At 68.4% G+C, this 24812-nt stretch carries 20 protein-coding genes; 13 read left to right on the forward strand and 7 right to left on the reverse strand.

The genetic code is table 11. The annotated features are described in order from the left end of the window. The first annotated feature begins 58 nt into the window (after positions 1-58). Both FURADRAFT_RS16020 and FURADRAFT_RS16025 read left to right on the forward strand, forming a co-directional pair. Positions 59-754: a heme-copper oxidase subunit III family protein gene (locus FURADRAFT_RS16020; RefSeq protein WP_008955207.1), complete on the forward strand. Its 696-nt coding sequence runs from the start codon at positions 59-61 to the stop codon at positions 752-754. A 9-nt stretch (positions 755-763) separates the two neighbouring features. Beyond that, positions 764-1114, forward strand: coding sequence for a cytochrome C oxidase subunit IV family protein (locus FURADRAFT_RS16025; RefSeq protein WP_008955208.1), 351 nt, complete (start codon positions 764-766; stop codon positions 1112-1114). Between the two features lie 95 nt (positions 1115-1209). On the opposite strand, the gene FURADRAFT_RS16030 is transcribed toward FURADRAFT_RS16025, so the two are convergent. After that, positions 1210-2202 carry a LacI family DNA-binding transcriptional regulator gene (locus tag FURADRAFT_RS16030; RefSeq protein WP_008955209.1) on the reverse strand — a complete coding sequence of 331 codons (993 nt, stop codon included), beginning with the start codon at positions 2200-2202 and terminating at the stop codon, positions 1210-1212. A gap of 267 nt (positions 2203-2469) precedes the next feature. Between FURADRAFT_RS16030 and ptsP the strand changes: the two genes are divergently transcribed. The 10 genes from ptsP (at position 2470) to pgi (ending at position 16501) form a co-directional block, all read left to right on the forward strand. Then, positions 2470-4971: a phosphoenolpyruvate--protein phosphotransferase gene (gene ptsP / locus FURADRAFT_RS16035; RefSeq protein ID WP_008955210.1), complete on the forward strand. Its 2502-nt coding sequence runs from the start codon at positions 2470-2472 to the stop codon at positions 4969-4971. After that, a complete protein-coding gene (gene pfkB / locus FURADRAFT_RS16040; RefSeq protein WP_008955211.1) occupies positions 4968-5924 on the forward strand; it encodes a 1-phosphofructokinase in 957 nt (318 codons plus the stop codon). The genes ptsP and pfkB overlap by 4 nt, the downstream gene beginning before the upstream one ends. A gap of 68 nt (positions 5925-5992) precedes the next feature. Further along, positions 5993-7738, forward strand: a complete 1746-nt coding sequence (locus FURADRAFT_RS16045) for a PTS fructose-like transporter subunit IIB (RefSeq protein ID WP_008955212.1) — start codon at positions 5993-5995, stop codon at positions 7736-7738. Positions 7739-8007: 269 nt separating this feature from the next. After that, entirely contained in the window at positions 8008-8949 is a 942-nt protein-coding gene (locus FURADRAFT_RS16050; RefSeq protein ID WP_008955213.1) for an ABC transporter substrate-binding protein, read from the forward strand. A 111-nt stretch (positions 8950-9060) separates the two neighbouring features. Beyond that, positions 9061-10554 (forward strand): sugar ABC transporter ATP-binding protein, encoded by a 1494-nt coding sequence (locus tag FURADRAFT_RS16055; RefSeq protein WP_008955214.1) that lies wholly within the window; start codon positions 9061-9063, stop codon positions 10552-10554. Between the two features lie 28 nt (positions 10555-10582). Then, entirely contained in the window at positions 10583-11611 is a 1029-nt protein-coding gene (locus FURADRAFT_RS16060) for an ABC transporter permease subunit (protein WP_008955215.1), read from the forward strand. A gap of 19 nt (positions 11612-11630) precedes the next feature. Further along, the gene (locus tag FURADRAFT_RS16065; RefSeq protein ID WP_008955216.1) at positions 11631-12575 is read left to right on the forward strand and encodes a carbohydrate kinase family protein; all 945 of its coding nucleotides are present in this window, start codon (positions 11631-11633) and stop codon (positions 12573-12575) included. 8 nt (positions 12576-12583) lie between these two features. Beyond that, complete coding sequence (locus FURADRAFT_RS16070) at positions 12584-13390, forward strand: Cof-type HAD-IIB family hydrolase (protein WP_008955217.1); 807 nt, start codon at positions 12584-12586, stop codon at positions 13388-13390. Positions 13391-13648: 258 nt separating this feature from the next. Then, positions 13649-14701, forward strand: a complete 1053-nt coding sequence (locus FURADRAFT_RS16075) for a porin (protein ID WP_008955218.1) — start codon at positions 13649-13651, stop codon at positions 14699-14701. Positions 14702-14797: 96 nt separating this feature from the next. Continuing rightward, the gene (gene pgi / locus FURADRAFT_RS16080) at positions 14798-16501 is read left to right on the forward strand and encodes a glucose-6-phosphate isomerase (RefSeq protein ID WP_008955219.1); all 1704 of its coding nucleotides are present in this window, start codon (positions 14798-14800) and stop codon (positions 16499-16501) included. Positions 16502-16555: 54 nt separating this feature from the next. Here the strand turns inward: pgi and FURADRAFT_RS16085 are convergent, their stop codons facing one another. From FURADRAFT_RS16085 to pyk, 4 genes are all read right to left on the reverse strand, one after another. Next, complete coding sequence (locus tag FURADRAFT_RS16085) at positions 16556-17056, reverse strand: heme-degrading domain-containing protein (protein ID WP_008955220.1); 501 nt, start codon at positions 17054-17056, stop codon at positions 16556-16558. Then, positions 17053-18114 carry an oxidoreductase gene (locus FURADRAFT_RS16090; protein ID WP_008955221.1) on the reverse strand — a complete coding sequence of 354 codons (1062 nt, stop codon included), beginning with the start codon at positions 18112-18114 and terminating at the stop codon, positions 17053-17055. The genes FURADRAFT_RS16085 and FURADRAFT_RS16090 overlap by 4 nt, the downstream gene beginning before the upstream one ends. 102 nt (positions 18115-18216) lie before the next feature. Beyond that, complete coding sequence (locus FURADRAFT_RS16095) at positions 18217-19845, reverse strand: NADP-dependent glyceraldehyde-3-phosphate dehydrogenase (protein ID WP_008955222.1); 1629 nt, start codon at positions 19843-19845, stop codon at positions 18217-18219. 100 nt (positions 19846-19945) lie between these two features. Continuing rightward, positions 19946-21376 (reverse strand): pyruvate kinase, encoded by a 1431-nt coding sequence (gene pyk, locus FURADRAFT_RS16100; RefSeq protein WP_008955223.1) that lies wholly within the window; start codon positions 21374-21376, stop codon positions 19946-19948. 479 nt (positions 21377-21855) lie between these two features. Between pyk and FURADRAFT_RS16105 the strand changes: the two genes are divergently transcribed. After that, positions 21856-22509, forward strand: a complete 654-nt coding sequence (locus FURADRAFT_RS16105) for a Clp protease ClpP (RefSeq protein WP_008955224.1) — start codon at positions 21856-21858, stop codon at positions 22507-22509. A 74-nt stretch (positions 22510-22583) separates the two neighbouring features. On the opposite strand, the gene FURADRAFT_RS16110 is transcribed toward FURADRAFT_RS16105, so the two are convergent. Together FURADRAFT_RS16110 and FURADRAFT_RS16115 are read right to left on the reverse strand one after the other, a co-directional pair. After that, complete coding sequence (locus FURADRAFT_RS16110; RefSeq protein WP_008955225.1) at positions 22584-23945, reverse strand: MBL fold metallo-hydrolase; 1362 nt, start codon at positions 23943-23945, stop codon at positions 22584-22586. Next, the gene (locus tag FURADRAFT_RS16115) at positions 23945-24799 is read right to left on the reverse strand and encodes a formate/nitrite transporter family protein (RefSeq protein WP_008955226.1); all 855 of its coding nucleotides are present in this window, start codon (positions 24797-24799) and stop codon (positions 23945-23947) included. Before FURADRAFT_RS16115 ends, FURADRAFT_RS16110 begins: the two co-directional genes overlap by 1 nt. Positions 24800-24812: the final 13 nt, after the last annotated feature.

The following is a 24812-nucleotide window of genomic DNA, read 5'->3' on the forward strand; positions in this document are numbered from 1 at the left end:
TGACCTTACCCGCCATCCGGGTTGGGCCGAGCCTGTTCTTTTTGCGAGGTAGGCCATCATGGCACAGCGCAAATCATCCCCTCCCGAGCCCCCGCTCACGTCCGCTGCCGGCTGGCAGGGGGTCGTGGTCGATTGGTCGGGCGACCGCGAAGCCTTCAAGGTGCCCTGGGGCAAGGCGATGATGTGGGTGTTCCTGCTCAGCGACACCTTCATCTTCGGCGGCTTCCTGACCGGCTACATGACGGTGCGGATATCCACCACCGTTCCCTGGCCCAATCCCAGCGAGGTGTTCGCGCTCACCATCGGCGGCACGGCGGTCCCGCTGATCCTGATCGCCATCATGACCTTCATCCTGATCAGCAGCAGCGGCACCATGGCGATGGCGGTCAACTTCGCCTACCGCCGCGAGCGCGTGAAGTGCGCGGCGCTGATGCTGGCCACGGCAGCGCTGGGCGCGTGCTTCGTCGGCTTGCAGGCCTTCGAATGGACCCACCTGATCGTCGAGGAAGGGGTGCGGCCGTGGAGCAACCCGCTGGGTGCGCCGCAGTTCGGCTCGACCTTCTTCATGATCACCGGCTTTCACGGCCTGCACGTCAGCGCCGGGGTGATCTATCTGGCCACCGTCGCGCTCAAGGTGCTGGGGGGGCGCTACGAGAAGAGCGGCAACTACCAGATCGTGGAAATCGCCGGGCTGTACTGGCACTTCGTCGACCTGGTGTGGGTCTTCATCTTCGCCTTCTTCTACCTGTGGTGAGGTGACGCCATGGAACACGCATCCGGCCAGCAACACCCGATCGGCCTGTATCTGAAGGTATGGGGCCTGCTGTTCGTGCTCAGCACTCTGTCCTACCTGGTCGACTACTTCCATCTCCAGGGCTTGTTGCGCTGGTTCCTGATCGTGGCGTTCATGCTGCTGAAGGCGGGGCTGATCGTCAGCGTCTTCATGCACCTGCGCTGGGAGCGGCTGGCCTTGGTCTACGCCATCCTGATTCCCCCCCTGTGCTTGCTGGTGCTGGTGGGGCTGATGCAGGCGGAGGCGAACTACACCTTCTCGACGCGCGGCGTGTTCTTCGGCCATGAGGCTGCGGTGGTGAATCACGTCAAGCCGAAGTGAAGGGACGACGCCTTTCGCGTCCCGAACAGACGGCCCCCCCGCCGGATAGCGATTCCCGCGGGGGTTCAGGGTTGGCCGAAGACGCCGTGGCGGCGCTAGGCGGAAGGGTGCGGGCTGGTGGAACCGCGCACCAGCAGGCGGCCGGCCAGCACCACGCTGCGGATGCTGAGCCCGGGGTCGTCGAGCCGGCTCAGCAGCATCTCCATCGCGGTGCGGCCGATTTCGTACACCGGCTGCTCGATCACGGTCAGGCCGTTGCCGACCAGGCCGGTCCACACCTCGTTGTCAAAGCCCGCCAGCGCCAGGTCGTGGGGTGAGGACAACCCGGCGCGCTGCAGCGCGCGCAGCGCCCCCAGCAGCAACAGGCCGTTGCTGGCGATCAGCGCGTCGGGACGCTGCTCTTCGGCCAACCATTGTGTCACCACCGCCTCGGCCGCCTCGGCGGTCGGCGCGATGAAGCGCCCCTCCCCGGCCAGGCCGTGCGCCGCCAGCGCTGCCTCGAAACCGGCGTGGCGCTCGGCGCCGGTGCTGCTGGTATTGCCGAACAGGCCGCCGATATGGCGATAGCCCTGCGCCACCAGGTGCTCCACCAGCTGCCGTGCCGCCAGCCGGTTGTCCAGCACCACGGCGTCGGCCTGCCCGGCCGGCCCGGCGCGGTCGATCATCACCACCGGGAAATCGTAGGCGTCGGGGCGCAGGCGGCGCGCGGTGTCGCGCGTCGGCGAGAAGATCACGCCGCTGACGCGCTCCTCCTCCATCAGCCGCAGGTACATCGCTTCCTTGTCGGGGTTCTCGTCGGTGTTGCACAGGATCACCCGCATGCCGGCCTGGTAGGCGGCATCCTCGACCGCGCGGCTGACGGCGGTGAAGAACGGGTTGCGGATATCCGACACGATCAGGCCGACGGTCTGGGTGTGCTGCGAACGCAGGCGGCGCGCCGACAGGTTGGGCCGGTAGCCCAGCTGCTTGGCGGCCTCTTCGACGCGCTGGCGCAGGGCCGCGCTGACCGGCCCGCTGCCCAATGCCCGCGAGACGGTGGCGACGGAGACCCCGGCGGCGGCGGCGACATCCTTGATTTTGGCGCTCATGGTGTCCTGATATCGATTTCCTGTATTGCGCGTGATCGTCGCTGAAATCGCGTCACTACGCAAGCCCCTTGTCTTGCCATGGTTGTCTCAAAAATGGCCACAGCCAAGGATTTCGCCATCGGTTGTTGGCATAAGACGATTGACAGCCAAAATGTAATCGATTTCAATTGCTACACATCAATGATGAACCTGCCGCTGTCGGCACCCCCGGCTAAGCCCGTGCCGCAGCCCCCTGGACAGGTTTCAGGCAAAGAGTGAGGAGACACCATGCCACTACCGCTGATTCCGGCCGAACTGGTCCGGCTCGGAGCGAGCCCGGCCGACAAGAATGGCGCCATCGCCGAGGCAGGGCATTTGCTGGCGTCGGCCGGCTATATCGACCCGGCCTACATCGACAGCCTGCTGCGCCGTGAAACCGTCGCCAACACCTTCCTCGGCCATGGCGTCGCCATTCCGCACGGCATGATCGAAGACCGCTACCTGATCCGCCACACCGGCGTGGCGGTGCTGCAGATTCCGGGCGGCCTGGAATGGAACCCGGGACAGCGCGTGCACCTGGTGGTGGCCATCGCCGCCCAGTCGGACGAACACATCACCCTGCTGCGCCGCCTCACCCGCCTGCTGCAGGATGAAAAACAGCTGCAAACACTGTTCGGCACCAACGACCCGGCCCCGCTGCTGGCGGCGCTCGGCGAGGATGCCGTGGTGGCCGAAGCGGCCGTGGCCACGGTGGCCGACCACGAGCACCACTTCAGCTGGACCATGGAATACCCCAACGGCCTGCACGCCCGCCCCGCCACACTGTGGGTGGAAACCGCGCGCCGCTTCGACGCCGACGTGCTGGTGCGCAACCATCAGGAAAGCGCCGACTGCAAGAACCTGATCGGGCTGTTGCAGCTCGGCCTGCAGCACGGCCACGAGCTGCACGTGTCGGCCTCCGGCCCGGAAGCCGAGCAGGCGCTGGCCACGCTGCGCGACGTGATGACGCGCATCACCGCGCAGGAGCAGGCCGACGCCGCCGCCGCCGCGCTGAAACAGAAGAATGCCAACCGCCAGGGCTGGGCGCCGGCCGGCGCGCTGCCCTCGATCGGCGGCATCAGCGCGAGCCCGGGGCTCGCCATCGGCACCACGCGTCAATTGCGCGCGCACGCCGTCGACGTGAAAGACCGCCCGGGCCAACTGATCGACGGCGGCGCCGAGCTGGAAGCCGCGCTCGTCGCCACCCGCGACGAACTGGAAGAGCTGGCGCTCGACACCGCGCGCCGTCTCGGCACCGCCGAGGCCGGCATCTTCCGCGCCCAGGCCGAACTGCTCAACGACAGCGAGCTGATCACGCTGACCTGCCGCTTCATGGTGCAGCAGCACGGCGTGGCCTGGGCCTGGCATCAGGCGGTGGAACAGCAGGCCGGCAAACTGGCGGCGCTGGGCAGCCCGCTGTTGGCGGCGCGCGCCGCCGACCTGCGCGACGTCGGCCGCCGCGTGCTGGCCAAGCTCGACCCCAGCGCCGACACCGGCAGCAACGGCGTCAACGGCAACGGCGAGACCATCCTGATCGCCGCCGACCTGGCGCCGTCCGACACCGCCACGCTGGACGTCACGCGCACCCTCGGCCTGTGCACCGCGCAGGGCGGCCCGACCTCGCACACCGCGATCCTGGCGCGCACCCTGGGCCTGCCGGCGCTGGTGGCCGGCGGCGCCGCGCTGCTCGACGTGCCGGACGGCACCACCGTGATCCTGGACGGCCACGGCGGCCGGCTCTACCTCGACCCGTCCGCCGAAGACCTGGCCTCGGCGCGGCGCTGGCTGGCCGAGCAGCAGGAGCGCGACGCGCGCCAGGCCGCCGACCGCGCGCTGCCGGCGCAGACCCGCGACGGCCACCGCGTCGAGATCGCCGCCAACGTCAACCGCCCGGAAAAAGTGGCCGAGGCGCTCACCGCCGGCGCCGAGGGCGTCGGGCTGATGCGCACCGAATTCCTGTTCCTGGAGCGCGATAGCGCGCCGGACGAGGAAGAGCAGTACGCCACCTACCGCGCCATGATCGAGGCGCTGCAGGGCCGCACCCTGATCATCCGCGCCCTCGACATCGGCGGCGACAAGCAGGTGCCCTACCTCGACCTGCCGCGCGAAGAAAACCCGTTCCTCGGCGTGCGCGGCGCGCGCCTGCAACTGCGTCGCGCCGACCTCTTGGAGCCGCAGCTGCGTGCGCTGTACCGCGCCGCGGCGCACGGCCCGATGTCGATCATGTTCCCGATGGTGACCTCGCTGGACGAAGTACGCACGCTGCGCGCCCACTGCGAGCGCATCCGCCAGGAGCTGAACGCGCCGCAGGTGCCGCTCGGCATCATGGTGGAAGTGCCGGCGGTGGCGACCATGGCCGACAGGTTGGCCGAACACGTCGATTTCTTCTCCATCGGCACCAACGACCTCACCCAATACGTGCTGGCGATCGACCGTCAGCACCCGGAACTGGCGCGCGAGGCCGACAGCCTGCACCCGGCCGTGCTGCGCCTGATCCAGCAGACCGTGGACGGCGCGCGCCGCCACCAGGTGTGGGTCGGCGTCTGTGGCGGCCTGGCCGGCGACCCGCTCGGCGCCGCCATCCTCACCGGCATCGGCGTGCACGAGCTGTCGATGAGCCCGCGCGACATCCCGGCGGTCAAGGCGCGCCTGCGCGCCGCCACCCACAGCACCCTGCTGGAGCTGGCGCGCCAGGCCCTCGAGTGCGACAGCGCCGCCGACGTGCGCGCGCTGGAAGGAGACGTGGCATGACCCGCCCCATCGTCACCGTCACGCTCAACCCGGCGATCGACCAGACCGTGATGCTCGATCAGCTCCAGCCGGGCGCGGTCAACGTGGCACGCTCGTCGCAGATCAACGCCGGCGGCAAGGGCGTGAACGTCGCCAGCTGCCTGGCCGACTGGGCGATTCCGGTGATCGCCACCGGCATTCTCGGCCGCGACAACGCCACGGCGTTCGAGCAGCTGTTCGCCGACAAGGGCATCAACGACCGCTTCGTGCGTCACGACGGCGCCACCCGCGTCAACATCAAGCTGGTGGACGGCACGGACCGCAGCACCACCGACGTCAACCTGCCGGCCGAGCCGGTGGCGCGCGCCACCTTCGAGGCGCTGCTGCAGCAGCTCGACGACCTGGCCGAACCGGGGCGCTGCTTCGTGCTGGCGGGCAGCCTGCCCGCCGGGCTGGGCGACGACTGCTACGCCGTGCTGACCGGTCGCCTGCGCCAGTACGGCGCGCACGTGGTGCTCGACAGCAGCGGCGCCGCGCTGGCCGCGGCGCTGGCCGACGGCGTGGCCACCCTGCCCGCCTGCATCAAGCCCAACCGCCACGAACTGGAACAGCTGGTCGGCCGCGAGCTGGCGACGCTGGACGAGGTGAGCGACGAGGTGGCCCGGCTGCGCGCGCGCGGCATCGCCGAAGTGGTGGTGTCGCTGGGCGAGGACGGCGCGCTGTTCGCCGGCAGCGAGGGCGTCTGGCTGGCCCGCCCGCCCAAGGTGGCGCTGACCAGTACCGTGGGCGCCGGCGACGCGCTGGTGGCCGGCCTGATCGCCGCCCGCTACGGCGGACGCAGCGCCCCGGACGCCGCGCGGCTGGCGGTGGCGTTTGCCGCCGGCAAGCTGGCGCAGGTCGGCCCTCACCTGCCGGCCGCCGCCGAGGTGGAAGCGCTGGCGGCCCGCGTCGATCTGGCGCAACTGGTGGCCTAGCCCCACCCGATTACCCGGCAGCACGATAACTACGCGGGCTACAACGCCCCGAGATGGAGGAGACACAGATGGCACACCTACTGGCAGTGGTATCCTGCCCCGAACGCACCACCCACACCCTGCTCGCCGGCGAGGCGCTGCGCCACGGCGCCGAGCGCCTGGGCCACCGCATCGAGGTCGAAACGCGCAGCACGCACGGCGTGCAGGCGCGCCTGTCCGACGAACTGATCCAGCGCGCCGACGCCATCGTGCTGGTCGGCGAAGGCGAAGCCGAGTCCGAGCGCTTCGCCCTGCGCGGCTGCCACGTCGCCACGCTGGAAGCGGTGCTGGCCGATGCCGACGGCGTCATCGCCAGCGCGCTGCAGGATTCCGCCGCGCCGCAACGCGCCGAGCCGGCCGCCCCCGCGCAAGCCGCCAGCGCCGCGCTCGAGATCGTCGCCATCACCTCCTGCCCCACCGGCATCGCCCACACCTTCATGGCGGCCGAGGGCCTAACCCAGGGGGCGAAACAGCTGGGCCACCGCGTCAAGGTCGAGACCCAGGGCTCGGTCGGGGCGCAGAACACCCTGAGCGCGGACGAGATCCGCCGCGCCGACCTCGTCATCATCGCCGCCGACACCCAGGTCGACACCAGCCGCTTCGCCGGCAAGCGCCTGTTCCAGAGCAGCACCAAGGCCGCCATCCACGACGGCGCCGCGCTGGTGAAGCGCGCCATCGCCGAGGCCACCGAGCACGCCTCGGCCAAGGCCGCCGGCAGCACCGCCCAGGCCGCGCCGGCCGAGGCCGCCAAGGCCCAGCGTACCGGCGCCTACAAGCACCTGATGACCGGGGTGTCGTTCATGCTGCCGTTCGTGGTGGCGGGCGGCATCCTGATCGCCATCGCCTTCGCGCTGGGCGGCATCTACGCTTTCGACGACGCCCACAAGGGCACGCTGGCCTGGGCCTTGTTCCAGATTGGCGCCAAGTCGGCGTTCGCGCTGATGGTGCCGGCGCTGGCGGGCTACATCTCCTACTCCATCGCCGACCGCCCCGGCATCACCCCGGGCATGGTGGGCGGCATGCTGGCCGCGAGCCTCGGCTCGGGCTTCCTCGGCGGCATCATCGCCGGCTTCATCGCCGGCTACGGCACCGACTGGCTCAACCGCCACATCAAGCTCGGCCGCAACCTCGACGGCCTCAAGCCGGTGCTGATCCTGCCGGTACTGGGCTCGCTCCTGGTCGGCCTGCTGATGATCTACGTGGTGGGCAACCCGGTAGCGTCCGCGCTCGCCGTGCTCACCGAGTGGCTCAAGGGCATGCAGGGCAGCAGCGCGCTGCTGCTGGGCGCACTGCTGGGCGCGATGATGGCGTTCGACATGGGCGGCCCGCTCAACAAGGCGGCCTACGCCTTCAGCACCGGCCTGATCGCAAGCCAGGTGTACACCCCGATGGCCGCGGTGATGGCCGCCGGCATGACCCCGCCGCTCGGCATCGCGCTGGCCACCATGCTGTTCCGTGACCGCTTCACCGCCGACGAACACGAAGCCGGCAAGGCCGCCGGCGTGCTCGGCATCTCCTTCATCACCGAAGGCGCCATCCCGTTCGCGGCGCGTGACCCGCTGCGCGTGATCCCGGCCCTGATCGCCGGCTCGGCCCTGACCGGGGCGATCTCGATGTCTTCCGGCGCCGAGCTGAAGGTCCCGCACGGCGGCATCTTCGTGCTGCCGATCCCCAACGCCGTGAGCCACCTGGGCATGTACCTGGTGGCGCTGGTGGCCGGCACCGTCACCACCGCGGTCCTGCTGCGCCTGCTGAAAAAACCGTTGCAAGCCTGATCCGGTCCACCCGACCACCCCGCCCTCCCGACCCGGCCCAGCCGGGCCGCGGATGGCGGGACTTGGCTGCGGCCTTTTTTTTCGGCCAACCTTGTAATCAAACTACATTGATTTCGCATCGACAGGGCACCCACGCCGGCGCCAGGGGGAGAACTTCGCCCAAAAACCCGGCTGACGCGCCAATCACGCGGCGCGCCGATGCCATCACCTTGTAGCAAAAGTACGTTCAGCTGTAGCACCACACACAACACACGACACGGAGACACACCATGAACCTTCGCTACACCGTCCTGACCGCCGCCGTACTGGCCGGCCTCGCCGCCCCCTCCTTCGCCGCCCGTCCGCTGAAATCGGTCGGCGTCGCCGTGGGCGACCTCGCCAACCCGTTCTTCGTCGCCATCGGCAAGGGTGCCGAGGATGCCGCCAAGAAGATCGGCGGCCCCGGCGTCAAGGTCACCACCGTTTCCAGCAAGTACGACCTCAACACCCAGGTCGGCCAGATCGAGAACTTCATCGCCAACAAGGTGGACGTGATCCTGGTCAACGCCTCCGACCCCATGGGCATCGAGCCGGTGCTGAAGAAGGCCCGTGCCGCCGGCATCGCCGTGGTGGCGGTGGACGTCGGCGCGGTCGGCGCCGATGCCACGGTAATGTCCGACAACGCCATGGCCGGCGCGGAATCCTGCAAGTTCATGGCGCAACAGCTGGGCGGCAGGGGCAACGTGGTGATCGTCAACGGCCCGCCGGTGACCGCCGTCAGCGCGCGCGTGGCCGGCTGCAAGAAGGTGCTCGGCAACTACCCGGGCATCAAGCTGCTGTCAGACAACCAGGACGCCCACGGCAGCCGCGACGGCGGCATGGAAACCATGGCCAACCTGCTGACCGCGCACAAGAAGATCGACGCCGTGTTCGCCATCAACGACCCGACCGGCATCGGCGCCGAGCTGGCGGTGAAGCAGGCCGGCCGCAGCGACGTGAAGCTGATCGCCGCCGTGGACGGCGCCCCGGACGCCGAGAAGGCACTCAAGGACAAGAAGAGCCTGTTCGCCGTTTCGGCCGCGCAGAACCCGTACACCATGGCCACGATGGCGGTGCAGATCGGCTACGACATCCTCAACGGCAAGCGCCCGGCCAAGAGCCAGGTCCTGCTGCCGACCCCGGCCGTGACCAAGGCCAACGTCGCCAGCTACACCGGCTGGACCCAGCACTGAGCCCCGGCACGCGCCGCGGCGGCCTGCCCGCCGTGGCGTGAACCGGCCCCGAGCAACGCGGAGGGGAGCCATCCCCTCCGCCGTCATCCTGCGGGATGAACAGGAGTCGTCATGAGCTCGATCGCATTGGAAATGATGGGCATCGGCAAGCGCTTCGGCGCCAACAAGGCGCTGGACCAGGTCCGGCTCACCGCCTACCGCCACGAGGTGCTGGCGCTGATGGGCGAGAACGGCGCCGGCAAGAGCACGCTGATGAAGATTCTGTCCGGCGTCTACCAGCCGGACGAGGGCGAAATCCGGCTGGACGGCAAGCCGGTGCGCATCGCCTCGCCCGCCGACGCGCGCGCCGCCGGCATCAACCTGATCTACCAGGAACTGGCGGTCGCGCCCAACCTCACCGTGGCCGAGAACATCTTCATGGGCGCCGAGCCGCGCGCCCGCTTCGGCCGCATCGATCACGAGGCCATGAACCGCCGCGCCGAGGAAGTGCTGGCGCGGCTGGGCGCGCGCTTTTCGGCCACCACCCCGGCACACCGCCTGGGTATCGCCGACCAGCAGCAGGTGGAAATCGCCCGCGCCCTGATCCACGACAGCCGCGTGCTGATCCTGGACGAGCCCACCGCCGCGCTGTCCGACCGCGAAAGCGAGCGGCTGTTCGAGGTGATCCACCAGCTGCGCGACGACGGCATCGCGCTGATCTACATCAGCCACCGCATGGAAGAGGTCAACCGCCTGGCCGACCGCATCGCCGTGCTGCGCGACGGCTGCTACGTCGGCAGCATGACGCGCGCCGAGAGCACCCCGCAGAAGGTGGTGCAGATGATGGTCGGGCGGCCGCTCAACGACTTCTACCAGCACAAGAGCGAGGTCGGCGCAGGGCCGGTGCGGCTCGAGGTGCAGGACCTGGGCAGCCACCGGGTGCGCCCGGCCTCGCTCAAGGTGCGCGCCGGCGAGGTACTGGGACTGGCCGGGCTGGTCGGCGCCGGGCGCACCGAGCTCGCGCGCCTGATCTTCGGCGCCGACGCCAGGACCAGCGGGCGCATCCTGCTCGACGGGCGCGAGGTGGCCATCCGCGAGCCGCTCGACGCCATTCGCCTCGGCATCGGCTACCTGCCGGAAGACCGCAAGGGCCAGGGCCTGTTCCTGCAGCTCTCGGCCACCGCCAACACCACCATGAACGTGCTGGGGCGCCACGCGCGCGCCGGCGTGCTCGACCACCCGGCGCTGAAGAAGCTGACGCAGCAGGCCATCGACCGGCTCGCGGTGAAAGTCTCCGGCACCGAGGGCATCGTCGGCGGGCTGTCCGGCGGCAACCAGCAGAAGCTGCTCCTGGCGCGCTGGCTGGCGATCAAGCCCAAGGTGCTGATCCTCGACGAGCCCACGCGCGGCGTCGACATCGGCGCCAAGGTGGAGATCTACCGCATCGTCCATGAACTCGCGGCACAGGGCGTGGCAGTGATCTGCATCTCCAGCGAGCTGCCCGAAGTGATCGGGCTGTGCCACCGCGTGCTGGTGATGCGCGAAGGCAGTCTCGCCGGCGAACTCGCGGGCGAGGCTGTGACCCAGGAAGCCATCATGACGCTCGCCACCCACGAGGCGGCCTGACGCACAAGACACATCAAGGAGACAAGCGATGACTACTTCGAGCCCGAATTCCCCGGCCGGCCTGCTCGCCGCGCCGAAACCGGCCGGCTTCAGCCTGGGCCGGCTCTACAGCAAGGTCGGCATGCTGCCGGTCCTGGTCGTGCTGTACGCCGCCTTCTATCTGCTCACGCTGCACTTCAGCGAGGACGGCAGCACCAACTTCATCACGCTGGACAACAGCCTCAACATCCTGCGCCAGACCTCGATCAACCTGGTACTGGCCTCGGGCATGACCTTCGTCATCCTCACCGCCGGCATCGACCTCTCGGTGGGCTCGATGCTGGCGGTGGCGGCGGTGCTGGGCATGCTCACCTCGCTGCCCGGCCACGCCCCGCTGCTGGCCCTGCCCGCCTTCATCGTGGCCGGCCTGGCGATGGGCGTGCTCAATGGCTCGATGGTGGCCATGCTCGGCATCAACCCCTTCGTGGTGACGCTGGGCACCATGACCGCGCTGCGTGGCGCGGCCTACCTGTTCGCCGACGGCACCACGGTGCTCAACAGCGACATCCCGAGCTTCGAGTGGATCGGCAACGGCAACCTGTTCGCCATCCCCTGGCTGGTCTGGCTCGCCGCCGCCGTGGTGGTGGCCTCGTGGTTCGTCCTCAAGCGCACCGTGCTCGGCCTGCACATCTACGCCGTGGGCGGCAACCCGCAGGCGGCGCGGCTCACCGGCATCAAGGTGAACCGGGTGCTGCTGTTCGTGTATTCGATCAGCGGCCTGTTCGCGGGTCTCGCCGGCGCCATGTCGGCCAGCCGCCTGTACGGCGCCAACGGCAACTGGGGCACCGGTTACGAGCTGGACGCCATCGCCGCCGTGGTGCTGGGCGGCACCAGCCTGATGGGCGGGGTCGGCTCGATCTGGGGCACCGTGGTCGGCGCGCTGATCATCGGCGTAATGAACAACGGCCTGACCATCCTCGGCGTCTCGTCGTTCTGGCAGTACGTGGCCAAGGGCGCGGTGATCGTGCTGGCGGTGATGCTGGACAAGTGGCGCCAGAAACAAAGCGGCCTCAACTGATTCGATGTGGAGTAAGGATATGACGAAGCCACTGCCCCGCGTGGTCGTGTTCGGTGAGGCGCTCACCGACTTTCTGCAAACCGCCCCCGGCGTCTGGGCGAGCCGCGTCGGCGGCGCCTGCTGGAACGTGGCGCGCGCCGTCGCCGCCCTGGGCGTGCCGGCGGCCTTCGCCGGCGCGGTGAGCGAGGACGATCTGGGCGACGAGTTGGCCGAAGCGACCCTGGCCATCGGGCTCGACCCGCGCTTTCTGCAGCGCGCCGCCAAGCCGCCGTTCCTGGCGCTGGTGCCGTCGCAGCACCCGCCGCGCTACTTCTTCGCCGGCGGCGATTCGGCCGACCTGGCGTTCGACGCCGAACGCCTGCCGGCGGGCTGGCTGGAGGCGGCCGAGGTGGTCCACTTCGGCTCCATCAGCCTGGCGCGCGCGCCGCTGGCGAGCCGGCTGCTGGCCATCGCCCGCGCCGCGCGCGCCGCCGGCAAGCGCATCACCTTCGACCCCAACTGGCGCAATCTGATGGACGACGCTTACCGCGCCACCTTCGAGGACATGATCCGCCTCGCCAGCGACGTCAAAGTCTCCGACGAGGATCTGGCGCGGCTGCTGCCCGACTGCTCCACCGAGGCCGCGCTGGCCACCCTGCTGGAGTGGAACCCCACGCTGCGCATCCTCTACACCGAGGGCGCCCAGGGCCTGCGCCTGCTCACCGCGCAGCAGGCGACGCACCAGCCGGCCGTCAAGGTGACGGTGGCCGATACCGTCGGCGCCGGCGACGCCAGCCTGGCGGGCTGGATCGTGGCGACGCTGGATGAGCCCGCCACGGCGGACGCGCTGCCCTTCGCCGCCGCCACCGCGGCCGCCGCCTGCATGCGGGCCGGCGCCCACCCGCCCAGCCGCGCCGAAGTGGACGCGCTGTTGAGCCGACGCGAGGCGCCGCACGCCTCGCCCCACCCCGACCTAGCCCTGTGAGAACCGCCATGTACGCTGCAATCGCCTCCGATCTCGACGGCACCCTGCTGGATGCCCGCGAGACCATCACGCCGTTCACCGCCGCCACCCTGCGCGCCGCCGCCGCACGCGGCGTGCACCTGATCATCGCCACCGGCCGCCACGTGCGCGACGTGCAGCACCTCACCGCCGCGCTGGAGCTGCCGATCAGCCTGATCACCTCGAACGGCGCGCGCGTGCACGGCAGCGACGGCGCCCTGCTCCACGCCGACGACGTACCGGCTGAGCACGTGCGCGCGCTGCTGCAGCCGGACCTGGCGCACGGCACCCGGCTGAGCCTGTACCTGGACGAGGGCGGGCTGTGCTGCCTGCACGACGGCTACGTCCACCGCGACGCCGAGACCGGCTTTTCCCAGCAGTGCGACGACCTGTCGCAGCATCCCGGCCACGGCGTGGCCAAGCTGATGTACACCGCGCCGCCGACGCGGCTGGCCGAGATCGAGGCGGCGATCCGCCAGCGTTTCGGCAGCGCGCTGGCGCTGACCTACTCGCGCCCCGACTACCTGGAAGTGATGGCCCCCGGCGTCAGCAAGGGCCGCGCGCTGACGCGCCTGCTGGCGCGCCTGGGCGTGGCGCCGGAGCGCTGCGCCGCGTTTGGCGACGGCCTCAACGACGTCGAGATGCTGCAAAGCGTCGGCCATCCGTTCCGCATGGCCAACGCCAGCCCGCGCCTGTCCGCGCTGCTGCCCGAGGTGGCCGAGGCCGGCCACCACGACGAGGCCGGCGTGGCGCGCCAGATCAGCCTGGCGCTGGGGCTGGCCGTGCCGGAAGTGTGAACGCCCCACTGAACGAATGGCCGCAAAGAGCCTGTTCGTCAGTCCGGCAAAGAAGAACCTGTTCACGATCTCGCGAGCTAGAGCGAGACAAGGCAAAAACGGCTGAGGAAGCAGAGTTTGCAAGCGGTAAATGAGCATTCCGAAGACGGTTTTAACGCCGTATCGCCGAAGCGCAGCAGCTCGTAAACAGGTTCGAAGAAGCGACGGGTGAGAACCCATCGCATGCAGTGCCTTTTCTAATAAGAGCGGAGGAGAAAGATGAAAACCAAAACCATGAACGTGAAAAACGTCGCGCTGGTTTCTGCCGTGCTGTCGCTGTTTTCCGGCGCTGCGCTGGCAGACGTCAGCATCATCGGCAAGATGGAAGCCGGCGTGCAGCGCAAGAGCAACGTCGACGGCACCCATGTCAACGGCGTCAAGGACTTCGGTTCCGAAATCGACTTCGTCGGCAGCGAGGACCTCGGCGACGGCCTCAAGGCCATCTGGCAGATGAACAACAACGTGCACCTCGACGGCGGCCAGGCCGGTGATACCTTCGCGTCCGGCGACACCTTCGTCGGCCTGTCGGGCGGCTTCGGCGCGGTCAAGCTGGGACACGGTATCGACGCCTACGGCGAGGGTTACTGGAAGGCCAACTTCTTCGACCTGGGCGACCACGGTCCGGACCGCGGCGTCGGCGGCGTGCTGGGGCTGAGCGACGCCGGCAACTCGAAAGGCGCGGTCAAGTACGAGACGCCCAAGTTCGGCCAGTTCAACGCCGCCGCCAGTTGGGCGGCCGGCGAGAAGGGCTCGGGCAGCGCCGCCGGCAACGCCTGGGCGCTGGGCGCCAACTTCGAAGGCGCCAGTTACGGCCTGCACGCCGGCTACCAGCGCCAGGACCTGGTCAACAATGCCTCGGCCCCCTACGTCAACGTCGGCCATGCCGACGATTGGGTGGCGGCGGGCAAGGTCACCCCGCTGCAGGGGCTGACGCTGGCGGCGGAATACAACCACTCCCGGCTCTCGGCCACCACGCCGGGAGCGCTCACCGGCAGCAGCACGTCCTTCGTCGTGCCGGCCGATCCGGTCGCCATGAAGAGCCTGATGCTGCTGGCCGAGTACAAGCCGGACCGTCTGGCGCTGCGCGCTTCGGTGCTGCGCACCGACAACTACCAGTACGTCAGCGACAAGCGCCGCAACGAGTTCGTGCTGGGCACCAGCTACGACCTCTCCAAGCGCACCGCCCTGCTGGCGGAATACCTGCGCAGCAAGGTCAGCAGCGATGACCGCGCCAGCAGCGAGCTGGTGATCGGCCTGCACCACGGCTTCTAAAACCGCGAAAACCCGGGGCGGCGCGAGCGCCGGCCCGGGTTGTCAGACCCTGTTTATCCGACTCGTGTCGAAACGTCCAAATTCAAGGAGCGTACCGTGAGCAAGCTCACCCAACTGCCGGCCTGGCGCACCCTGTGGAACCACTTTTCGCGCGCGCGCGACTGGCACATGCGCGAGCTGTTCGCCGCCGATCCCGAGCGCGCCGAACGCTACTGGCTGCAAGCCGAAGGGCTGACGCTCGACTACTCCAAGAACCGCATCAGCGACCAGACCCTGACCCTGCTGTTGCAGTTGGCCGAAGAAGCCGGCCTGCCGGAGCAGATCGAGGCCATGTTCCACGGCGACAAGATCAACGTCACCGAGAGCCGCGCCGTGCTGCACGTGGCGCTGCGCAACCGCGCCGACACCCCGATCCTGGTCGACGGCGAAGACGTCATGCCCAAGGTCAACCGCGTGCTGGAGCGCATGGGCCGTTTCGCCCACGCCGTGCGCTCCGGCGAGTGGCTGGGCTACACGCGCCAGCCGATCACCGACATCGTCAACATCGGCATCGGCGGCTCCGACCTCGGCCCGCTCATGGTGTGCCAGGCGCTGCGCCCGTACGCGCATCCGCGCATGAACATGCACTTCGTCTCCAACGTCGACAGCTCGCAGCTCAAGGAAACGCTCAAACGCGTGCACCCCGAGACCACGCTGTTCGTGATCGAGTCGAAGACCTTCACCACGCAGGAAACCCTGACCAACGCCCTGACCGCGCGCGAATGGTTCGTTGCCCGCGCGCGTGACGAGAAGGCTGTGGCCAAGCACTTCGTCGCGGTCTCCACCAACAAGCAGGCGGTGGCCGAGTTCGGCATCGACCCGGCCAATATGTTCGAGTTCTGGGACTGGGTGGGCGGTCGCTTCAGCCTGTGGTCGGCGATCGGCCTGCCGATCATGCTCTACCTGGGCGAGGAGAGCTTCCTCGACCTGCTGGAAGGCGCGCACGGCATGGACCAGCATTTCCGCAACGCGCCGCTGGCCGCCAACATGCCGGTAATCCTGGCGCTGATCGGCATCTGGTACATCAACTTCTATGGCGGCGGCAGCCACGTCATCGCCCCGTACGACCAATACCTGCACCGCCTGCCTGCCTTTATCCAGCAGCTTGATATGGAGTCCAATGGCAAGCAGACCCTGCGCGACGGCCAGCCGGTGGATTTCGAGACCGCACCGATCATCTGGGGCGAGACCGGCATCAACGGCCAGCACGCCTTCTTCCAGCTGTTGCACCAGGGCACCCATACCTCACCGATCGACCTGATCGCCTCGCTGGAGAACTGCAGCTCGCTGCCCGGCCACCACGAGATCCTGCTCGCCAACCTGTTCGCCCAGGCCGAGGCCTTCATGCGCGGCAAGACCGCCGACGAGGTGCGCGCCGAGCTGACGGCGCAGGGGCTCGAGGGCGAGGCGCTGGAAAAGCTGGTGCCGCACAAGGTGTTCGGCGGCAACCGCCCCACCAACACCCTGCTGATGAGCCGGCTCGATCCGCGCCACCTCGGCGCGCTGATCGCGCTCTACGAGCACAAGATCTTCGTGCAGGGCGCGATCTGGGGCATCAACAGCTTCGACCAGTGGGGGGTGGAACTGGGCAAGCAGCTCGCCAAGACCATTCACGCCGAGCTCGCCGGCAAGCGCGGCCCGGCCCAGCACGACAGTTCGACCGCCAAGCTGATCGCGTTCTACCGCCAGGTCAACGGCGCCGAGCCGGCCCCTGCCCCGGCGCCGGTGAAGCCCAGCCAGGCGCAGCCGCAGGAAGCCTGAGCCAGCGTCAGCCAGCAAAAAGCCCGTCGCACAGACGGGCTTTTTGCTTGGGTTTCACTCCAGCGCCAGTTCGGCCAGCGGCTGGCCGAGATAGTCCGCCAGCACCGCGACGATCAGCGCGTGGTCCTCGCGCTGCGGCAGGCCGGACACGGTGACGGCGCCGATGCAGCCGCTGCCCGTCAGTCGCAACGGGAAGCTGCCGCCGTGCGCGGCGTAGTCGCGCGTGGCAAGACCCAGCTTGGCTTCCAGCGTCTGGCCGTCGCGCTGCAGCGCGAGCCCCACGGCGTAGGAGCTCTTGTGCGTCAGCTCGACTAGGTTGCGCTTGCGCCGCGCCCAGTCGGCGTTGAGCGGCGTGGTCCCCGCCATCGTGTGCAGGAACACGGTCTCGCCGGCGAGGCGGATCTCGAGCGCCAGCGCGGCGTGGCGCGCCTCGGCGGCGGCCTTCAGGCGGCAGCCCAGCTCCCAGGCGCTGGCGTGGTCGAAATGGCCGAACTGCAACCGCTGCTCCTGCAGCGCGACGCGGGCGAGATCGGCGTCGATGTCGGTCCGGCTCATACGGCAGCTCCCTCGTCGGTCGATACCACTTCCCTTCCCTCCGCGGCGCTCCGGCAGCCCGCCTCGATCACGCGCATCACGGCGATGGCATCACCCGCCGGCACCGGGTTGGCGGTGCCATGCAGGATCGCGTCGCGTAGCGCCGCGTAGTAGGCCGGGTAGTCGCCGTGCCGCGTCGGCACGCGCTCGTGACCGGGTTGACCGTCACGCCATACCGTGAGGATGCCGTCGCGCTCGTCGCGGCCCCAGTCGGCGGCGGACGGAAACCGGCCGGCCTTGAGCGCGGCTTCCTGCTCGTCCAGCCCGTGCTTGAGGTAGCTCGCCGCGGTGCCGTGCACGGCGAAACGCGCCCCCGGCTCGGCGGTCAGCGTGCTGGCGTGCAGGATCACCTGCAGGCGCTCGTAGCGCAGCAGGGCGTGGAAGTAGTCGTCCACCTCGGCGCCGTCGCGCAGCGTGGCGCGCGTCAGCGCGATGCCCAAAGGTTGGCCGAACAACTGCAGCGCCTGGTCCACCAGGTGCGGCCCCAGGTCGTACCACAGCCCGGAGCCGGCGCTCGCCGCGCTCTCGCGCCAGCGCTGCGGCACCTCCGGGCGGTAGCGGTCGAAGTGCGACTCGAACTGCACCACGCGGCCCAGCCGGCCCTCGTCGAGCAGCGCCTTCAGCGTCAGGAAGTCGGCGTCCCAGCGCCGGTTGTGGAACACCGACAGCACGCGCCCGGTATCCCGCGCCAGGGCCTCCAGCTCGCAGCCCTCGGCCACGGTGACGGTGAACGGCTTGTCCACCACCACGTGCTTGCCCGCCAGCAGCGCGGCGCGCGCCAGCGCATGGTGGGTTTCGTTCGGAGTCGGGATGACGACGAGATCGATGTCGGCGCGCGCGAACAACGCCTCGGGCGTGGCTTCAACGTCGAGCGAGGGACAGTCGGCGCGCACCTGATCCGGCCGGCGGCTGGCAACGGCGACCAGCTCGAGGCCGGGGGTGGCGGCAATCAGCGGAGCGTGAAAGGTCTTGGCGGCGCTGCCGTAGCCGACCAGGCCGACGCGAAGGGGATGGGGCATGGGCTAGTCCTCGTAAAACAGAAACCCTGCCGTCTGGGCAGGGTTGCGGAAAACGGCCCTCCAGGCGGGCTTCGGCCAACCTGGAGAGTAGTTTCATACGGCTTAGAGAATGAAGCGCGTATTGATGAAATTGCTCTCGTTCGACAACACAATCGCATCCAGCAGCTTCTTGCTCGCCTCGGTTTCCTTCGCCGCCACCATCGAGCGGATCGAGAACGCGCGCAGCGCGTCGTGCACCGACAGCGTGCCCTCCGCCGAATCCTTGCGCCCGGCGAACGGGAACACGTCCGGGCCGCGCTGGCACTGGCAGTTGATGTTGACGCGGCAGACCTGGTTCACCAGCGGGTCGACCAGCTCGGCGATCTGGTGCGGGTTGCTGCCGAACAGGCTCACCTGCTGGCCGTAGTCCGAGCTGATCACGTAGTCCAGCGCGTCCTCGATATCCTCGAACGGCGCCACCGGGATCACCGGGCCGAACTGCTCCTCGCGATAGAGCTTCATGCCTTCCTTGACCGGGAACACCACCGCCGGGTGGAACAGCGTCTCGGCCACGCTGCCGCCGCCCTCGTTGATCACGCGCGCGCCCTGGGCCTTGGCGTCCTCGACGCATTCGGTCAGGTAGCGGCACTTCTCCTGGTCCGGCAGCGGCGTCACCATCACGCCCTTCTCCCATGGCATGCCCACCTTGAGCGCGTTCACCGCCTCGCTGAAGCGGCGCAGGAAGGCCTCGGCGATGGACTGGTGCACCAGGATCATCTTGATCGCGGTACAGCGCTGACCGTTGAACGACAGCGAGCCGGCGATGCATTCCTTCACCGCGAGGTCGAGGTCGGCGTCCGGCAGGATGATGGCGGCGTTCTTGGCGTCGAGCCCCAGCACCGCGCGCAGGCGGTTCGATTTCGGGTGCGCCTTCTTCAACTGGTCGGCGACGCGGCTGGAGCCGATCAGCGCCAGCACGTTGATCTTGCCGCTGTTCATCAGGTAGGGCACCAGCTCCGAACCCTTGCCGTAGACCGTGTTGATCACGCCGGCCGGGAAGGCGCTGCGGAACGCCTCCAGCATCGGGTAGTACAGCAGCGTGCCGAACTTCGGCGGCTTCAACAGCACCACGTTGCCCATGATCAAGGCCGGGATCAGCGTGGTGAAGGTCTCGTTCATCGGGTAGTTGTACGGCCCGAGGCACAGCGTGATGCCGAGCGGCGAGCGGCGGATCTGGCCGATGGTGCCGTCGACGATCTGGAAGCGCGAGTTGTCGTTGTCGAGCTTCTTCAGCGCGTCGATGGTGTCCTTGATGTAGACGATGGTGCGGTCGAATTCCTTCTCGGAGTCGGGCAGGCTCTTGCCGATCTCCCACATGATCAGGTTCACGATCTCGCGGCGCTTGGCTAGGATCTGGCGCGTGAATTCCTCGACGCAGCCGATGCGCTCGGCCACCGACATGGTCGGCCAGGCGCCGCGGCCGTTGTCGTAGGCGGCCACCGCGGCGGCCAAGGCTTCGTCGGCCTCTTCCTTGCCGGTGACCGGGATGCTGCCGAGCTCGACGCGCGCCAGCTCGCCGTTGTCCTGGCGGGTGTAGACCGGCGACAGCACGGCGCGCGTCTCGCCGTGCCACATCTTGAGCTGGCCGTTCACCAGCAGCGTGCGCTGGTGCAGCGGGGCGAGAATCTGGCAGTCGGCCGGAACGGCGCTCTCGGCGGGGAACAGGGCGTGCAGTTGTTCGATGGTGTTCACTCTCGATGTCCTTTGTGTGTGCAGTGTGTGAGAACCTGCTCACGATCTGTCGCGAGCAGGTTCTGAGCGGTCGGGGCTCAGCCGCGATCCGTCTTCGCGCTTATTCCGGCCAGACCACGCGCAGCAGGTTGGTCGAACCCGGCGTGCCGAACGGGATGCCCGCCACCACGATCAGCGGCCGGCCCGGCTGGTAGTAGCCGGTGTTCTTGGCGGCGGCGCTGGCCTTCTCCACCATGTCCTCGACGTTCTTGGCGTCCTCGGTGGCGTACGAGGTCACCCCCCACAGTAGCGCCAGCTGGCGCGCCACGGTCCGGTTCGGCGTCAGGCTCAGGATCGGCGAGGCCGGGCGTTCATGCGCGACGCGGAAGGCGGTGGCGCCCGAGGTGGTGTAGGTGATGGTGGCACCCACCGGCAGCACCCCGGCCACGCTGTGGATCGCCGCGCCGATGGCATCGGTGGAGTTGGCCTGGTGGCGCGTGGTCACCGCCTGCATCAGCTGGCGCTGCAGCGGGTCGCCCTCGGTGTGGTGGATGATGCGCTGCATCATCGAGACCGCCTCGACCGGGTAGTGGCCGGCGGCGGATTCCGCCGACAGCATCACGGCGTCGACGCCGTCGTACACCGCGGTGGCAACGTCGGAGGCCTCGGCGCGGGTCGGCGCCGGCGCCTTGATCATCGATTCGAGCATCTGGGTGGCGACCACCACCGGCTTGCCGGCCTCGCGGCACAACCGCACGATGCGCTTCTGGATCGACGGCACCTCTTCCGGCGGCAGTTCCACGCCGAGGTCACCGCGCGCCACCATGATGGCATCGGCCACCTCGATGATGGCCTCGAGGTTCTGCACCGCCAGCGGCTTCTCGATCTTGGCCATCAGCTTGGCGCGGCCACCAATCAGCTCGCGCACTTCCAGCACGTCTTCCGGGCGCTGCACGAAGGACAGCGCCACCCAATCCACCCCCAGCTCCAGGCCGAACTCGAGGTCGCGGCGGTCCTTGATCGACAGCGCCGACACCGCCAGCGCGGCGTCCGGCACGTTGACACCCTTGCGGTCGGAGATGAGGCCGCCCGCCACCACTTCAGCCTCGATGACATCGGGCGTGACGGACACGACGCGGAAACGTAGGCGCCCGTCGTCGACCAAGAGCTGGTCGCCCGGCGAGACGGCAGAGAAGATTTCGGGGTGAGGCAGGCAGACGCGCTCATGGTTACCCGGCTCCGGGTTGCGGTCGAAGGCAAAGCGCTGGCCGGCGACGAGTTCGGCCTGGCCGTCGGCGAAGCTCCACACCCGCAGCTTGGGGCCCTGCAGGTCGAGCAGCACGCCGATGGGGCGGCCGGCCTGGTGCTCCACCTGGCGGATGGCGGCGAGCCGGGCGGCGTGGTCTTCGTGCGCCCCGTGGCTGAAGTTGAGGCGGAACACGTCGGCGCCAGCCTGGTGCAGGGCGGCGATGGTATCCACGGTGCTGCTGGCCGGCCCCAGCGTGGCGATGATCTTGGTGCCACGGCTCTGACGTTCGCTACATGTACCCATACTCACTCCTCCTTGTCCTTATGTAGTAGAACTACATTGAAATCGATTTCACATTAACTGTCAACAGACATCACCCAGCCCTGTTCCACACAGCTGACATCCGTACCAAAAACCTCAACAAATCCTTCAACATCAGTCCATTAAGATAAAACAACGGGCCATGACAGAATCGTCTTGCTGGTGCGAAGCCACCCTGCCGTCGCATTCCACTACAGAAGAGAATTGGCACGACTCCAATCGAGTATATTTGTAGTAAAACTACTACGCAACCGCTAACGGAATGCCACCACCAAGGCGGGACAAGGCACGCAACAAGTGCGCCGCAGCGACAGGGGAAGGACTTCCGAAACAGCGGACGCGACGAGCCTTGGCAGCCCGGCAGAAAAAGGGGAAAGAAGACGGCGCGCCCGGCGCGAAGGCGTGGCCGCCTGCGAAAATGGGCTCTAAGATGGAATCATGGCCAGCACCGCGGAGACACCATGACCAAACCGACCATCAGCGTGCAGGGCGAGCCGGGCGAGGACCAGCCCGAGCCCGCGGTGTTCCAGGGACTGTCACGCTACGAAATACGCTCGCAACTGAGCGAGATTTCCTTCTACCTGTGCGGCGAAATCCAGGCCTCGCACTTCTACACCAACTTGTTCTACACACTGCGCAGCGCCAGCGAGACCGACATCATCTACCTGCACCTAAACACCACCGGCGGCGACTTCGACACCGGCATGCAGATCATCAACAACATGCAGTCCTCCTGCGCCCACGTCATCACCGTGCTCGAGGCGCGTGCCTACTCGATGGGCGCGCTGATTTTCCTGGCGGGAGACGAACTGGAGGTGCAGGACAACTGCCAGCTGATGTTCCATATCTACTCGGGCACCTTCGCCGGCCGGGGAACCGAGCAGCAGGCACAGATCCAGGCGGTGAGCAGCTGGTTCGAAAAGGTCATGCAGCGCATCTGCCAGCCCTTCCTCAGCACGGCGGAGGTCGACAAGGTGCTCAAAGGGGCGGATGTCTGGATGGATTCGGACGAAATCCGGCGTCGTCTGAGCCGCCTGCAGCGCGCACCGGCCAAGCCGACTGCGCCGCGCCGCAGTCGCAAGAACAGCGCGCCCGACGCCGAACCCGGCAGCTGAGCGGCACCAGGCGCATCATCGATGGTTTCTCCGGCGAGGCGCAGGAGCAATGGACGGCACGCCCTACGCCGCCCTCAATCCAGCTGCTGGGTCATACCGTGCTCCGGCACCGAACAAGGCCAACGCAGCTCGGTGGCGATACGGCGCCGCAGCGTGTCTGCTGCCACCGGTTCGCCGTGCACCACGAAGGTATGCCGTGGCGCGCTCTCGAAGCCATCCAGCCACGCCAGGATTTCACCGGCATCGGCGTGTGCCGAGAGGTTCTCCAGCATCACCACCTCGGCACGGATCGGCACTTCCTCGCCGTGGATGCGTACCGATTCCGTCCCGCCAACGATCGCCGCCCCGCGCGTGCCACCTGCCTGGAAACCGGAGAACAGGATGGTATTGCGAGCATAAGGAGCAAACGCCTTGAGGTGGTGCAACACCCGGCCGCCGGTGGCCATGCCGCTGGCGGAAATGATGATGGCGGGCTCGTGCCGCTCGTTGAGGCTCTTGGACTCCTCCACCGTGCGCACGATATGCGCCACGCGGCACATGCCCTCGCACTCGGCCGGAGTGAGGCGATGCTCGCGGCGGAAGCGATGGTAGAGCTCGGTGGCATCGGTGGCCATCGGGCTGTTGAGGAACACCGGCAGGTCGGCCGGAATCGCTCCGGACTGCTTCAGACGGTACAGGTAATACATCAGCGACTGGGTGCGCCCCACCGCGAAGGACGGGATCAGCGTGATGCCATGGCGCGCCGTGGTGCGCCGGATGATCTCGGCCAGCACCTTGGCGGTATCTTCCGGCGGGTGGCGACGGTCGCCATAGGTCGACTCCACCAGCAGATAGTCGGCCCGGGCGATGCGCTCCGGCGGCACCATGATCGGATCGTGCGGTCGCCCCAGGTCGCCGGAACACAGCAGCGTCACACCACCGGCGCTGATTTCCACCATGGCGGCGCCGAGAATGTGCCCGGCCGGGTGCAGCGTCACCTTGATCCCCTTCGCCACCTGCTCGGCATGATGCCAGGGCAGCATCTGCAAGGCCTTCAGCGAGCGCTCGGCGTCGGCCAGGGTATAGAGCGGCAGTGCCGGGTGGTGCTTGGAGAAGCCGTGGCGGTTGGCGTACTCGGCCTCTTCCTCCTGCAGGTGGCCGCTGTCCGGCAGCAGTATCTCCGCCAGCGCGCAGGTCGCCTCGCTGGCGTACACGGGGCCGGCGAACCCTTCGCGCACCAGCAGCGGCAGATAGCCGCTGTGGTCGAGGTGGGCATGCGTCAACACCACGGCGTCGAGGCGGGCCGGCTCGAACGGCAGCCGCGCCCAGTTGCGCAGACGCAACTGCTTGAAGCCCTGGAACAGCCCGCAATCCACCAGCACGCGCGAACCGCCGTGCTCCACCAGAAACTTGCTGCCGGTGACGGTGCCAACCGCCCCCAGAAAGGTGATACGCATCACTCGCTCCCGTTTTCCGCCGCAACGGGCGCCGCCACGGCGGCCCCGCGTCGGTAGATCAGGTAATACACCAGCGCCACCAGCACGCTGCCTCCCAGCAGATTGCCGGCGATCACCGGCAACAGGTTGCGCAACAGACCGCCCCAGCCGATGGTATCGGCGAACGGAATCGGGCCGGCGACGCCGTCCTTGAGCAGCATCGCCAGCGGGATCAGGTACATGTTGGCGATGCTGTGCTCAAAGCCGGCGGCGACGAAGGCCGAGATCGGAAACACCACCGCTACCATCTTGTCGGTGACGCTGCGCCCGGCCATCGCCATCCACACCGCCAGGCACACCAGCACGTTGCACAGCGCCCCGCGCCAGAACAGCGTGGCCAGCGGCGCCGAGCACTTGGCGGCGGCCAGCCGCACCACCTGCTCCGCCACCAGTCCGTGGTTCAGGGCCGGGTGCCCCGACAACCACACCATCAGCGCCAAGCCGGCGGCGCCGACGAAATTGGCCAGGCACACCACCAGCCAGTTCCGCAGCAACAGGCCGGTGCCGATGCGGCCATCGGCCCAGGCCATGGCGAGCAGATTGTTGCCGGTGAAAAGCTCCGCCCCGGCCACCACCACCAGCAACAACCCCAGCGAAAACACCAGCCCGCCCAGCACGCGGCTGGCGGCAAACCCCAGGGAGGGGTCGCTGGTCACCAGCACGAAGTAGAGCGCGCCCAAGCCGATGAAGGCACCGGCCAGCACGCCCAGCAGCGCCATCTGCCGCAGCGGCAGCTGCGCCTTGACCACGCCGATCGTTTCCACCCGTTCGGCGATCTCAGCCGGAGAGAAGGCATCGAATCCGTATAGCGCCATCAGTGCCCTCCCT

The organism is Pseudogulbenkiania ferrooxidans 2002 (genome assembly GCF_000174355.1).
GTDB lineage: Bacteria > Pseudomonadota > Gammaproteobacteria > Burkholderiales > Chromobacteriaceae > Pseudogulbenkiania > Pseudogulbenkiania ferrooxidans.